This window comes from Marinobacter sp. UBA3604 (assembly GCF_002375325.1).
GTDB lineage: Bacteria > Pseudomonadota > Gammaproteobacteria > Pseudomonadales > Oleiphilaceae > Marinobacter > Marinobacter salarius.
Map to the genome: position 1 here is coordinate 42812 of NZ_DFMB01000051.1, position 13710 is coordinate 56521.

10 protein-coding genes are annotated in these 13710 nt (G+C 56.8%); 1 reads left to right on the forward strand and 9 read right to left on the reverse strand.

Annotated features, from left to right (window positions below):
- Positions 1 to 200: 200 nt before the first annotated feature.
- Positions 201 to 3089, forward strand: a complete 2889-nt coding sequence (locus B2590_RS15370; RefSeq protein ID WP_091641843.1) for an ATP-binding protein — start codon at positions 201 to 203, stop codon at positions 3087 to 3089.
- Between the two features lie 15 nt (positions 3090 to 3104).
- Here B2590_RS15370 and pdxJ read toward each other — a convergent pair whose 3' ends face one another.
- The 9 genes from pdxJ to B2590_RS15415 all read right to left on the reverse strand — a co-directional run bounded on the left by pdxJ (position 3105) and on the right by B2590_RS15415 (position 13630).
- Entirely contained in the window at positions 3105 to 3839 is a 735-nt protein-coding gene (gene pdxJ / locus B2590_RS15375; protein WP_286811626.1) for a pyridoxine 5'-phosphate synthase, read from the reverse strand.
- Between the two features lie 4 nt (positions 3840 to 3843).
- On the reverse strand, positions 3844 to 4572 hold the full coding sequence (gene recO, locus B2590_RS15380) for a DNA repair protein RecO (RefSeq protein WP_041335061.1): 729 nt from the start codon (positions 4570 to 4572) through the stop codon (positions 3844 to 3846).
- Positions 4573 to 4579: 7 nt separating this feature from the next.
- On the reverse strand, positions 4580 to 5497 hold the full coding sequence (gene era, locus B2590_RS15385) for a GTPase Era (RefSeq protein ID WP_036204205.1): 918 nt from the start codon (positions 5495 to 5497) through the stop codon (positions 4580 to 4582).
- Complete coding sequence (gene rnc, locus B2590_RS15390) at positions 5497 to 6186, reverse strand: ribonuclease III (RefSeq protein WP_007152064.1); 690 nt, start codon at positions 6184 to 6186, stop codon at positions 5497 to 5499. The genes era and rnc overlap by 1 nt, the downstream gene beginning before the upstream one ends.
- Positions 6183 to 6572, reverse strand: a complete 390-nt coding sequence (locus B2590_RS15395) for a DUF4845 domain-containing protein (protein ID WP_036204200.1) — start codon at positions 6570 to 6572, stop codon at positions 6183 to 6185. Before B2590_RS15395 ends, rnc begins: the two co-directional genes overlap by 4 nt.
- A gap of 29 nt (positions 6573 to 6601) precedes the next feature.
- Positions 6602 to 7387 (reverse strand): signal peptidase I, encoded by a 786-nt coding sequence (lepB, locus tag B2590_RS15400; RefSeq protein ID WP_036204197.1) that lies wholly within the window; start codon positions 7385 to 7387, stop codon positions 6602 to 6604.
- A gap of 11 nt (positions 7388 to 7398) precedes the next feature.
- Positions 7399 to 9201 (reverse strand): translation elongation factor 4, encoded by a 1803-nt coding sequence (lepA, locus tag B2590_RS15405; RefSeq protein WP_091641849.1) that lies wholly within the window; start codon positions 9199 to 9201, stop codon positions 7399 to 7401.
- 104 nt (positions 9202 to 9305) lie between these two features.
- Positions 9306 to 12032: a bifunctional diguanylate cyclase/phosphodiesterase gene (locus B2590_RS15410; RefSeq protein WP_036204191.1), complete on the reverse strand. Its 2727-nt coding sequence runs from the start codon at positions 12030 to 12032 to the stop codon at positions 9306 to 9308.
- A 143-nt stretch (positions 12033 to 12175) separates the two neighbouring features.
- Positions 12176 to 13630 carry a DegQ family serine endoprotease gene (locus B2590_RS15415; protein ID WP_081899258.1) on the reverse strand — a complete coding sequence of 485 codons (1455 nt, stop codon included), beginning with the start codon at positions 13628 to 13630 and terminating at the stop codon, positions 12176 to 12178.
- Positions 13631 to 13710: the final 80 nt, after the last annotated feature.

Sequence of the window (13710 nt, forward strand, 5' to 3'; positions counted from 1 at the left end):
GCCGACGACACAAGCCTGTGATACACTCCGGGTTCGCATGATACGCGGAATATCCGCAGTCTCCCAATACAGCTTCTCGCTATATCCATGACTGTGGGCTATATCCGGGGACGCCATCACGGCCAGACTGCGTGGAATCAACTATTCTGACAGGGAAGAATGCCGGATATCAGGCCGGCGACGTCAATCGGGAACTCACTATGCGGCGCTGGGGCATACGCAAAAAAGTACTGGTGGTGACACTCGTCCCCACCCTTCTGACCACGTTGATGCTGGGGCTTTTCTTCACCTACAGCTGGGTCAACAACATTGAAAGCCTCCTGCAGGATCGTGGCGAGTCGCTTTCGCGGCAGCTGTCAGCCGGCTCGGAATACGGCCTGTTCACTGCCAACAGAAGCCTGCTCAGCAGCCTCTCCAACGCCCTTCTGGAAGAGCAGGATGTGCGCTCGATTACCTTCTTCGACAGCGAGCATAACCGGCTGCTGCACACAGGCCCCGGCAGCTCCGACGATATTGGCAAGGACACGTTGACCGGCGAAGAAGCGGTACGGGTTACCCGCACCGACAGTACTGTTTTCGTGACACCGGTCTATCTCCAGGACCTGATGATCGAAAGCATGCTGGACCCGGATTCCCGCCAGAACGTGGGGGCGGGCAAGAAACCGATCGGCTGGGTAACCGTGGAGATGTCCCACATACGCACCGAAAAGGAAACCTATAAAGCGCTGCTGATTTCCCTGTTGCTCGTCTTAGGCGGCGTACTCCTCAGCCTGATGATTGCGCTACGCATGAGCCGCTCGTTTACCGATCCTGTCTTTGAACTCAATGAGGCGGTGGCCAAACTCAAGGAAGGCAAACTGGACACTCGGGTCTATACCCGCGCCGGCCCTGAATTCGAGCAATTGGAATCCGGCCTGAACGCCATGGCCGGGGAACTGAGCAAAGCCCAGGCGGAAATGCAGCAGAACATTGACCAGGCCACGGAAGACCTGAGAGAAACCCTGGAAACCATCGAAATCCAGAACATCGAACTCGATTTCGCCCGCAAGGAAGCCCTGGAAGCCAGCCGCATCAAATCGGAATTCCTGGCCAACATGTCCCATGAAATCCGCACCCCGCTGAATGGCATCATCGGCTTCACCGAGTTACTGCTTAAAAGCCCGCTACCGCGCCAGCAGCGGGATCACCTGAGCACCATCCGCAAGTCATCGGAAATACTGCTGACCATCATCAACGACATTCTCGATTTCTCCAAGATCGAGGCCGGCAAACTCATCCTCGACCGCATTCCCTTCCAGCTCCGGGACATCGTAGAAGAGGTCATGGTCATGCTGGCTCCGGCGGCTCACAGCAAGAACCTGGACCTGGTACCACTGGTCTACAATGATGTACCCGACAACATCATGGGCGATCCCCTACGGGTAAAGCAGGTGATCACCAACCTGGTCAACAATGCCATCAAGTTCACCCAGACCGGTGAAGTGGTCCTGCGCGCCAGCCTTGAAGAAGAAGATAAAGAGAGTAACCGGATCACCCTGAGACTCAGCATTACCGATTCCGGTGTCGGGCTCTCGCGAGCTCAGCAGCAGTCCCTGTTCAACGCCTTCAGCCAAGCCGACGCGTCTACTGCCCGGCAATACGGTGGCACCGGACTGGGGCTTGCGATCTCCAAGCGCCTGGTTGAGGAAATGGGCGGCAAGATCGGGCTTGAGAGTGAGCTGGGCAAGGGCTCCACGTTCTGGTTTACCCTGACCTCGGAACTGTCTTCTAACGGCGAAGCCATCGCGCCCAAAGACTCTTTGCGCGGCGAAAGGGCCATCTACCTTGACCAACAGAAAACCACCGGCCTGGCGGTAGAACATATGCTCCGGGAATGGGGCATGACGGTCGACCGGGTTTCATCACCGGGTGCCATGCAGGAGCAGATAGAGGAAGCTCAAAAAGAGCAGTCCGGTTACGCCGTTGCGGTTGTCGGCATCACCCGTCACCTGCTGAATTCAAGCCAATACTGCTCGTTAGTACGGTCCCTGGAGCTGGAGCGGGATTGCCGCACACTGCTGTTGACCCCTACCCTTGAAACTCACGATACACCGCTATCGGGGCTGGCCAGTGGCCACCTGACCAAGCCAGTATGCCGCGACTCCCTGTACGACGAACTGTTGCTGCTGGTGCACGGTATCAGCAACCGGCAACGCCAGTTGCCGGATCATTCCCATGCCATTAGCCGTGAGTTGCCAACCCAATCAACACGCGTACCCAGAGTGCTGGCGGTGGACGACAACGATGCCAACCTGAAGCTGGTAATGACCCTGCTCAACGACTGCGGCGTTGTAGCTGAGGGAGCAACCAGCGGCTTTGAAGCGCTGAGCAAGGCGCGCCAACACTCGTTCGACCTGGTTTTCATGGATCTTCAGATGCCCGGAATGGACGGGGTGGAAACCACTGAGAGATTGAGAAGCCTTGATGGCGCCAGCCATCGTACTCCGATCATTGCGCTCACGGCCCATGCCCTTGCAGAGGAGCAGGACCGCCTGATCCAGCAGGGATTCGATGGCTACCTGGCCAAACCCATTAGCAACAGCCAACTGATCGACATTATTCATGACTACACTGGCTATACCTGCCACCCCGACCCGGATGATGGACACCTGCCGGTACCCGAGGTGCGCGATACACGCCGCTCGGTTCGCCCGTCAACCAGAAAGAAACAGCCTGACTGTGTCAGCGTGGCCGAAAGCGTACAGTTGGCCGCCGGAAAAGCAGATCTGGCCGAGGAACTGTTCAGCATGCTGATCGAACAGATCCATACCGACATTAACCAGGTGCCGGCACTCTGGAGCAAAGGCGACATGGACGAGCTACTGGAGTGCGTCCACAAACTGCATGGCGCCACGCGTTACTGTGGCGTGCCGGAGTTACGCGCTGCTGCAAACCAACTGGAAACCGCCTTGAAGTGCGCAGCGCCGGATATGGAGTACCAGAAGAATCAATTGCTTGCAGCCATGGAGCGCTTGCAGACCTGGAGCGAACAAACTGACTGGCAGCAGTTGTTCCGGCAGCAAAACCCTCGGCAGGCAACCGTGGACTGAGGGACGATCAGCGCCTTAGGTTCGGGCGCTTTCGAGGATTGCTTTCATATCCTTTACCGCTTCTTTGAGCCCGGTAAACACCGCCCTGGCAATGATGGCATGGCCAATGTTGAGTTCGTTGATACCCGCGATGGAGGCAACGCGTTCAGTGTTGTGGTAGTGCAGACCGTGGCCGGCGTTGACCACCAACCCTTTCTTGCGAGCGTAAGTCACTGCGTCCTGCAAGGTGTTAAAAGCCGCCTCAACAATCTGAGGGTCTGTCGCTTCCGCGTATTCTCCCGTGTGCAGTTCCACCACCGGCGCACCGCAACGGACTGCCGCATCAATCTGCGTTACATCCGGATCGATAAACAGGGAGACCTCGGCACCAACCTTTGCCAACCTGTCACAGGCTTTAGCCACCCGCGCCTCCTGGCCGTCTACATCCAGGCCGCCTTCAGTTGTCAGCTCTTCACGCTTTTCGGGCACCAGACACACACATTCCGGCCGCACCTGCTCGGCGAATGCCAGCATCGCATCAGTGACCGCCATTTCCAGGTTCATCTTGGTGGTGAGGATTTCCTTCAGCAGGAGCACATCACGGTCCTGGATGTGCCTGCGATCTTCGCGGGGATGGATGGTGATACCATCGGCACCCGCCTCTTCCGCCAGAATCGCAGCCTGTACCGGATCCGGATATCGGGTTCCCCTGGCCTGACGCAAGGTAGCAACATGATCAATATTCACACCCAGCAAAACTCTGGGCTTCATTGAGCTAGAGGTCATTACGGTCTCCTCGATGATGACTGAACAGGCTTCTGCTATGGAGCACCTTGCCCTGCAACAGGTAGTCCACAAGTACCCTTGTTACCCGCTTGGCGATGCGCCGGCACTCCGCAGATTCGAGGTCGCCATCAGCCAGCGCCAACAGTGTATCCCCGGGCAGGTTCCGGAGCCTGGAGCCCGGCGAGGGCTCGGCCAGAATCCCCTGCTCCGGATCATAGCAATAAAGCCCACCGGCCTCGACCGGCTGCCCACTATCCATCGCCTGATCCCAGACGAAGTCATACCCGAGTTCCGCAGCCAGGGATTGCTCGAAACGTCGAAGAACCGGCTCCACGTCACTGGCTTCCGACAACTCAGCAATCACATCAATGTAGGCAGCAAAGAGTTGGTGGTGAGGGTCGGCCATTGGCAGCAGACGCTGCAATAACTCATTCACGTAAAGACCGCTGTACAGGGAGAGAGTGCGCTTCAGGGTGGGGCCGCTGCGAACGTCCGCCTGAGTCAGCGTCTTCAGGTCGCTGCGTCCGGTCCAGTCCAGCAACAAAGGCTGGAACGGTTGCAACTGCGCCTTGAGCGGGCTCTTTGCGCTGTTGCCACCACGGGCAATCACGGTTACCCGGCCCGCGTTGAGGGAAAACACATCCACCATCAGACTGGTTTCGCGCCAGGGCCGGCGGTGGAGGACATACGCGGGCTCCTGTTGCATTGGCCCCGTCATAGCTGCCTCAGAAGTCGTTCATACCCAGGCTTTTCAATGCCCGGTCGCTGTCCGCCCAACCTCGCTTGACCTTGACCCAGAGCCTCAGCATGACTTTACTGTCGAACAGGCGCTCCATATCCGTTCTGGCTTCCTGACCGATGCGCCGCAGGCGTTCGCCCTTGTCGCCAATAATGATCTTCTTCTGGCCCTCACGCTCTACCAGTATCAGCGCAGAAATGTGAAGAGTCTTACCGTCCTTGCGAAATTCTTCGATCTCGACCGCCACGGAGTAAGGCAGTTCTGCTCCCAGTTGCCGGGTAATTTTCTCCCGCACCATTTCGGAAGCCATAAACCGTTCGCTGCGATCCGTGATCTGGTCATCCGGGTAAAAATGCACACTTTCCGGCAGGAACCGACTGACCGCAGCCTCCAGCGGCTCCAGGTTCATCCCCTTGAGAGCTGATAACGGAATGATTTCGGCAAACTCGCGCTTCCGGGATAGCATATCGAGGTGCGGCAACAGGGCCTCCCGATTTTCAATGCGGTCGACCTTGTTCACTGCCAGAATCACCGGGCATTTCAGGCTACTGAGCTTCTCCAGAACCATTTCGTCCGCCGTCGTCCACGCCATCTGGTCGACAACAAACACAGCGACATCGACATCCTTGAGGGCCGATGTCGCCGCCTTGTTCATATACCGGTTAATAGCGCGAGGTTCTTCTTCGTGCATCCCCGGCGTATCCACGTAAATTGCCTGAACCGGGCCTTCGGTCTTGATGCCCAGTACCTGATGACGGGTTGTCTGGGGTTTACGGGACGTAATACTGAGCTTCTGGCCCAGAATGTGGTTCAGCAATGTGGACTTGCCCACATTGGGCCGACCGACGATCGCCACAAAACCACAACGGCTGTCCGGGTTTTCCGGACGAGTCACATCATTCATCAGTCATTCTCCACACCCAGTTGCTTAAGGGCATTGCGGGCGGCCTGCTGCTCGGCGATTCGACGGCTATTGCCCGTGCCGGTCGTTTTTCGGTCAAGTGATGGCAGGGCACAGGAAACATGGAACGTCTGGGCGTGGGCTTCACCATCCACGGAAATGACGTCATAGCGAGGCAGCGGAAACTGCCGTGACTGCAGGTACTCCTGGAGCCGGGTTTTGGGGTCTTTCTGGGTATCCTGCAGATCCAGCTTTTGAAGGCGTACCTCAAACCAGCGCAAAACCTGTTCCCGACAGGTGTGAAAATCACTGTCCAGGTATATGGCACCGATGATGGATTCAACAGCGTCGGCAAGAATGGATTCACGACGGAAACCACCGCTCTTCATTTCACCGGAACCCAGCCTGAGGTACTTGCCCAATTCGAATTCACGGCCAATTTCCGCGAGGGTTACACCCTTGACCATACGGGCTCTCAGACGGCTCAACTGGCCTTCCCGGGCTTTTTCAAAATGCAGGTACAGGTATTCAGCGATGACCATGTTAACGATGGAATCACCCAGGAACTCCAGGCGCTCATTGTTCTGGTTGCCAAAACTCCTGTGGGTCAGCGCCAGCAACAGCCGCTCAGGCGTCTTGAACTGGTAGCCGATACGTCGCTGTAACTGCTCGAGATCCGGTTGCGAACTCACTTGCCCTTCATCTCATACTCATGTTGAAAATGGATAACGGTATCCACATTACGGAACAGGTTGTTACGGACTTCGTAATCCACATTGATGATGACCAGATCCCCGTCCTTCTCAACGGTGATGTTCTTTTCATCAAAACCGCGAACATTGTTCACGCTAAGTCGCTTGTTTATCAGACTTCTCACCTGAGCAGGCCCCATGGTGGAAAGGTCCTCTGTTCCTTCCAGGCTCTCAAGCGCTTCCTGAATGGTAATGTCATCAAGATACGCTGGCCCCAGCTTGATGGCCAGTGTCAGCAAGCCGCCGAAAAAGAGCACCATAATCATGATAACGAGCGCCGATGCACCCGACTGCCGATGCATGGAGGAAAGACTGTTCTTCTTCATGTTAGATACACCCCTGAATAACAACGTACTTATTCCAAACCGCCCACTCGGTCAAAGGATGGCAGACTGGTGAGCGATTGCCAGTGCATCCAGATCGCGAACGCCTTGCCAACGACCATTTCATCCGGAACAAAGCCCCAATAGCGACTGTCATTACTGTTGTCCCGATTATCACCCATCACGAAATACTCGCCTTCCGGCACCACCCACTCGCCTTCACCAGAGCGCCCCGTGCGCCCCAGGGTCAGGAAGATGTCGTGCTCAACGTCGCCCAGGTATTCACGTCTCAGCTCCACTGGTGGCAGCCGGGCAACAAAGCGCGTCTCCACTTTATCGCCGTTGATAAACAGCTCCCGATCCTGGTATCGGATACGGTCTCCCGGAAGCCCGACCACCCGCTTGATGTAATTGGTGCTACCGTCATCCGGATAGCGGAACACCATGATGTCACCGCGCTGGGGGTCATCCACTGCCAGGATTTTGTTGCCCGCAACCGGCAGGCGAAGCCCGTAGGCGTATTTGTTAACGAGGATGAAGTCTCCGACTTCAAGGGTAGGCAACATGGAGCCGGACGGAATCTGGAAAGGCTCCACCAGAAACGAGCGCAGAACCAGCACCACCGCCAGCACCGGGAAGAACGAACGGCTAAGATCAACGAGGTAAGGCTCCTTCGGTTCTTCCTCAGCCTCAACCTCCCCGCTGGCGCCTTCTGCGACCGCGAGCCTGCGCTTACGCAGAAATACAACATCCAACAGCCAGATCAGCCCCGTTGCAAACGTCAGAACAACCAGAACCAGGGGGAAATCAATATCCATTCAGGTGCCTTTTAGTTATCCACTTTCAATACGGCAAGGAATGCTTCCTGAGGCACCTCAACATTGCCCAGTTGCTTCATGCGCTTCTTACCTTCTTTCTGCTTCTGCAGCAGTTTCTTCTTCCGGCTGACGTCGCCACCGTAACACTTGGCGGTGACGTTCTTGCGAAGCGCCTTGACGGTCACTCGCGCTACCACCTGATTCCCGATAGCCGCCTGAATGGCGATGTCGAACATCTGGCGCGGAATCAGCTCTTTCATCTTGTCGATCAGAGCGCGACCCCGGTAGTGGGACTGGTCCTTATGGACAATCAGCGCCAGGGCGTCCACGCGCTCGCCGTTGATCAGCACATCGAGGCGCACCAGGTTGGCCGCCTGGAACCGCACAAACTGATAGTCCAGCGATGCGAACCCGCGACTGGCGGACTTGATCCGGTCGAAAAAGTCCAGCACCACCTCGGCCATCGGCAACTCGTAAGTCACCTGAACCTGGGTGGACATAAAGTGCATGTTCTTCTGGATGCCGCGCTTTTCCTCACAGAGGGCGATCACGTTGCCCAGGTGTTCCTGGGGCACCAGAATGCTGGCCTCCACGATTGGCTCGCGCATTTCCTCAATGGACCCAATATCCGGAAGACTTGAGGGGTTGTCCACCGACAGGGTCTCACCTTGCTTGGTAACGACTTCATAGATAACCGTCGGGGCCGTGGTAATCAGGTCAATGTCGTATTCCCGCTCCAGCCGCTCCTGGACGATCTCCATGTGGAGCATGCCCAGGAAGCCGCAACGGAAACCGAATCCGAGGGCATCCGAGCTCTCCGGTTCGAAGAACAGCGAGGCGTCGTTCAGGGTCAGCTTTTCAAGAGCATCCCGGAAATCGTTGTAGTCATCGGAACTGACGGGAAACAGGCCCGCATAGACCTGAGGCTTGACCTTCTTGAAGCCGGGCAGCATCGGGATGTCGTCCGAGCCTTTCTGCTGAACGATGGTGTCACCCACCGGCGCCCCATGAATGTCCTTGATGCCGGCCACCACAAAGCCGACATCCCCGGATTCCAGAATATCCGTGTCTTTGGGTTTGGGATTGAAAATACCGACCTTGTCCGCATTCCAGGCCTTGCCCGTCGACTTCATGACGATCTTGTCGCCCTTCTTGAGGGTGCCCTCAGTCACCCTGACCAACGACACAACCCCCAGGTAGTTGTCGAACCAGGAGTCAATAATCAGTGCCTGCAAGGGTGCTTTTCGATCACCCTTGGGTGGCGGGATTTTCCTGATCAGATCTTCCAGAACATCCTCGACGCCCAAACCACTCTTGGCGCTGCAGCGCACGGCGTCGGTTGCCTCTATACCAATGATGTCCTCAATTTCCTGGGCTACGCGATCCGGCTCAGCCTGCGGCAGGTCCATCTTGTTGAGCACCGGAACCACTTCCAGCCCCTGTTCAATCGCGGTGTAACAGTTGGCGACAGACTGGGCCTCAACGCCCTGGCCGGCATCCACCACCAGCAACGCACCTTCACAGGCGTACAGTGAACGCGATACCTCGTAGGAGAAGTCGACGTGGCCGGGTGTATCGATGAAATTCAGTTTGTATTCAATGCCGTCCCGAGCCTTGTAGTTCAGAGTCACACTCTGGGCCTTGATGGTAATACCACGCTCACGCTCAAGATCCATGGAATCAAGGACCTGCTCAGCCATCTCGCGTTCTGTCAGGCCACCGCAGATCTGGATAAAGCGGTCTGCCAGAGTGGATTTACCATGGTCAATATGGGCGATTATCGAAAAATTTCGGATTCGGCTCAGTTCAGTCACAGACAATGAATACTCGCAAAAGACGAAGGATTGAGCCCGGAAGGGCCGTTGCCGGAGTCCGGCGACGGCGTGATTTTACCGGTTACCGGCCGCTATTGCCATGATCAGGAGATCAGCGGCCGTTCATATTGCCGAATAAGGAAGCCGATAAGCGCATCCTCGTCCAGCGGGTAACTGAACAAGTTGCCCTGACACTGGGCGCAACCGGCGCTTTTGAGGAAGCTCAACTGCTGAGGCGTTTCCACACCCTCGGCAACAACGGTCAAGTGTAACTTTCTGGCCAGTGCGATCACCGCCGAGGCAACATCGGTTGCACTGACGTTGTACGGGATGTCGCGAATAAAACGATGGTCAATCTTGATAACGTCCAATGGCAACTGCTGGAGCGCCACCAGAGAACAGGAACCGGTGCCAAAATCATCCAGGATCAGGCAGACACCCATGTCGTGCAGGGACACAAGGAGCTCTCTCAGCATGCGCGGGTCTTCATTCAGAAGCTCCGCTGGCATTTCAAGTTCAAGCCGCTCTGGCGACACCCCCGTTTCGGTAATGACCTGGCGCATCATATCCAGAAACCCGGAATCCGTCAGTTGGCGAACGGACAGGTTGACCGCCATTTTCAACGATTCAAACCCAGCCCGTTCGAGGGCCTGAACCTGGATACAGGCCTGCCTCAGCGCCAGCTCGCCAAGGCGTATGATCAGGCCCGTTTCCTCGGCCAGGGTAATGAATTGCTGGGCACTGACCAGCCCCTTCTCGGGGTGGTGCCAGCGCAGGAAAGCCTCGACGCCAATCACCCGCTCACTCTCGAGATCCACCTTGGGCTGGTAATGCAGCACAAACCGATCGCCTTCCAGTGCCGTCGCCAGTTCTTCCTGCTGAAGCAGCCGCCTGGCTGCCTTGATGTTCATGGCCGGGGTAAAGAACTGGTAGGTGTTGCGCCCTAACTCCTTGGCCCGGTACATGGCCAGGTCGGCGTATTTCATCAGCGTGCCAGGGTCCTCACTGTCATGGGGGATCATGGTAATACCGATACTGACGGTAACGCCCACTTCGTGATCGTTGAGACGAATTCGCTGGCACAGCCTCCGCAGTATGGCTTCGGCAACCTTGCCAGCGTCATCGGGACCGCTGATTCGTGACAACAGCACCACGAACTCGTCGCCACCCAGCCGGGCCACCGAATCTTCCTCCCGCACGCAGCCGGATAACCACTGGGAAACCTGCTTCAGCAGTTCGTCGCCACTATCGTGGCCGAGGGTATCGTTGATACGTTTGAAGCCGTCAAGATCCAGGAACATCAGGGCGGCCGGCTCTTCCGTGCGACGACTTCTGCGCACCACATGGTTAAGCCTGTCACGGAACAACTGCCGATTGGCAAGCCCGGTCAGCGGATCGTAGAACGCCAGGCGATGCAGTTCCGTCTGCGCCGCTTTCAGCTGGGTCAGGTCACGGAGGCTCAACACCACCCCATTCACGCCGGGCACCGTCAACATGGCTGTGAACGTGCCTTCCATATCCCGCCACTGGCCTTGCGCATCGCGTATACGACCACGGATCACCGGCATCTGCTTCCCAGGTGATTTGACCGCTTCATCAAACCCGGACTTTAACTGCGGCCAATCCTCGGCATGCACCAGGGAGGCCAACTCCAGACCATAAACCTTGTCGGGATCGAAGCCCAAAATGTCGTGACTGGACGGACTGGCGTAACGCGGTGTGCCATCGCGATCCAGCACAAGAGTCACGTTCGCGGCACCTTCGGTAATAGCCCGGTAGCGCCCCGCGCCAATCTGCGCCATGATCCGGCCACGAATCATGGTCAACACGAACAGGAACATCAGCAGACTGATAACAATACCAGAACCGAGAACGATGGGCGGCCGCGGATCAGACGCCAGGTAGTCAAACGCCGGTGTGGAACGGGTTTGCAGCAACCAGTCGCGCCCACCATGGGTAATGGTCTGACTCATCTCAAAACTGAAATCCTCATCCAGGGAGCCCAGGTTTGACCCATACATCTGCGTATCCCGTGACACCTCCCCGCTATCGTAGATCTTCACGTCCAGGAATGGAGAGATCAGGCCGACGATGCCATCGAGCAGGGTGTTCATCCGAAAGGCGCTGAACACATAACCGGCGAGCATCATCTGCCGCTCAACACGACTTTCAGGTATTTCCCCACCCTGGTAAACCGGGTAATACATCAGGAAGCCAGCCTGATCCTCCGCCACTTCCTCCTGAACCAGCACGACTTTACCCGTCACTTTTGGCTCGGCATGGTCCCGTGCCCTCGCCATGGCATGCCGGTGCACCGGATCACTGAAGGCGTCGTAACCAAGTGCCTTGCGATTCCGCTCCGTTCCGGGCTCCAGATACACCATGGGGTAGTAATCCGGCCCGGTACCAAGAGGCGTCACGAGGTAATTGAGGACACCATCTTTCCTGACCGACGCGATGTGGTCCGCCATCTGGCGGACACCTATTCTTTTCACGTAGCCAATGCCCTGGATGCCCGGGTAATACCGGTTGATATCCACATTGTCGACGTATTCACGCCAATCGTCCCTATCCACTTCACCGGCAACGGCAAACAGGCCCGCACTGCCGGCCAATACCTGCTCATAATTCAGCAGGCGCTCTTCAATAGCAGTTCGCAGCTGTAGTGACTGTGTTTTGAAACGGGCTTCGGTACGGTCTTCGACCAGGCGAATGGAAACTTGCCATAACAGGACGGTGACAGCGAGAGATGCAATCAGCACTAGCCATGCTGCCCACGAGTAGCGCAGCTGGAGCAGTTTCCGGAGGGGAAGTTCCTTTCTGTTCATCATTCTCGTGCAGGTCCGATCCGTGGCCAGTAATCTGATTATTTTGGGAAGTATAACAAAAGCCCCACTGGCTGTCGTTTAAACGACCCCCAGCAGGGCTCTCAGTTTTGTACCATTTTGTGTCCGCCGATCCGGCGGATCAACCGTCAGGGCTTCATCACCAGATAAGTGGCCCGCCCCTGGCGAACAACGCGCACCGAGACGGCGCTGTCGTCTGGCAAGGAGGACACCGCTTCGCGGAAATCCTCCACAGAGGTGACTTTGCGGCGGTTCAGCTCGGTGATCACATCCCGTGGACGGATACCCGCATCAAGCGCTGGCCCGCGGGCAACATCTGCCACAAGCACGCCCCCAGATATCCCCAGCGACTCCTGAAGCTCAGTTGGCAGAGGCTCAACCGTCATCCCCAATGGCGCCGATGATGGGCCGTTGTTGCTGGACGCTGGAGCGGAGGCCTGCTCCGAACCCTCTTCCGGCAGTTTGCCGATTTCAACGTCCAGTGTAATCTGCCGGCCTTCCCTCATTACTTCCATGGTGGCCGTTTCACCGACCGGCGTACGCCCTACCATCGGAGGCAGATCCGAAGACAACGTCACGTCCTCGCCCTCGTACTCAAGCACAATATCACCCGCCTGCAATCCCGCTTTCTCGGCAGGCGAGCCCGCCATCACTTCTGCAACCAGGGCGCCTCGAGGACGCTTAAGGCCAAATGACTCCGCCAGATCTCGATTAACCTCCTGTATCAGCACACCCAGCCAGCCACGGGAAACCGATCCATCGTCCCGAAGCTGCCGGAACACATTCATGGCATCATCAATGGGGATTGCAAAGGACACCCCCATGAATCCACCCGAGCGGGTGTAGATCTGGGAGTTAATACCCACAACCTCGCCGTCCAGGTTAAACAGTGGCCCGCCGGAGTTACCCGGGTTGATAGCAACGTCAGTCTGGATAAACGGAACGTAGTTTTCCGATGGCAGTGAACGGCCCAGGGCGCTGACAATGCCCGCTGTTACGGTGTAATCAAAACCAAAGGGCGAGCCGATAGCCAGGACCCACTCACCCACTTTCAGGTCATTGGAGCGCCCGATCCGCACCACAGGCAAGTCGTCGCCGCCCTCAATCTTCAGAACCGCCATGTCCGAACGTGGGTCAGTGCCAATCAGTTTGGCAGGCAATTCTCGACGGTCATTCAGGCGCACAATGATCTCGTCGGCCCCTTCCACCACATGGTTATTGGTCAACACATAGCCATCACTGGAAACGATAAACCCGGACCCCATGGACTGACGCGGGGCTGAACCACCAGGGCTGCCGCCAAACGGTGACTGGGGACCGCGGAAGAAATCCTGGAAAAACTCCGGTAACTGCTCAAGCTGTCGATCGTTAAAAGGGAGACCGTTTGAGCGGCCACGATTCGCTGACTTGGGCTCGGTCGTTGTACTGATGTTGACCACAGCATTCGAGTTCTCTTCGACCAACTCGGTAAAGTCAGGGAGACTGCGAGCTGAGACAGACTGAGCCAGAGACAAGGGAACAAGAAGACACAAAAGATACCAGACGAACACAATGGAACCCTGGCGCTGAGGCCGGCGCAGCATGTCTTGATCGTTCTTTACTTCAGGCATTAAAGACCCCCTGTTCAGCGGACGTTATAAACTCAATGTGCGGTCAAAGCCGA

Excerpts from the sequence above, each read along its gene's own strand:
- B2590_RS15410 (WP_036204191.1), bottom strand. The coding sequence starts at position 12,032 with ATGATGAACAGAAAGGAACTTCCCCTCCGGAAACTGCTCCAGCTGCGC.
- B2590_RS15370 (WP_091641843.1), top strand. The coding sequence starts at position 201 with ATGCGGCGCTGGGGCATACGCAAAAAAGTACTGGTGGTGACACTCGTC.
- recO (WP_041335061.1), bottom strand. The coding sequence starts at position 4,572 with ATGACGGGGCCAATGCAACAGGAGCCCGCGTATGTCCTCCACCGCCGG.
- era (WP_036204205.1), bottom strand. The coding sequence starts at position 5,497 with ATGAATGATGTGACTCGTCCGGAAAACCCGGACAGCCGTTGTGGTTTT.
- B2590_RS15415 (WP_081899258.1), bottom strand. The coding sequence starts at position 13,630 with ATGCTGCGCCGGCCTCAGCGCCAGGGTTCCATTGTGTTCGTCTGGTAT.
- pdxJ (WP_286811626.1), bottom strand. The coding sequence starts at position 3,839 with ATGAAGCCCAGAGTTTTGCTGGGTGTGAATATTGATCATGTTGCTACC.
- B2590_RS15395 (WP_036204200.1), bottom strand. The coding sequence starts at position 6,572 with ATGAAGAAGAACAGTCTTTCCTCCATGCATCGGCAGTCGGGTGCATCG.
- lepB (WP_036204197.1), bottom strand. The coding sequence starts at position 7,387 with ATGGATATTGATTTCCCCCTGGTTCTGGTTGTTCTGACGTTTGCAACG.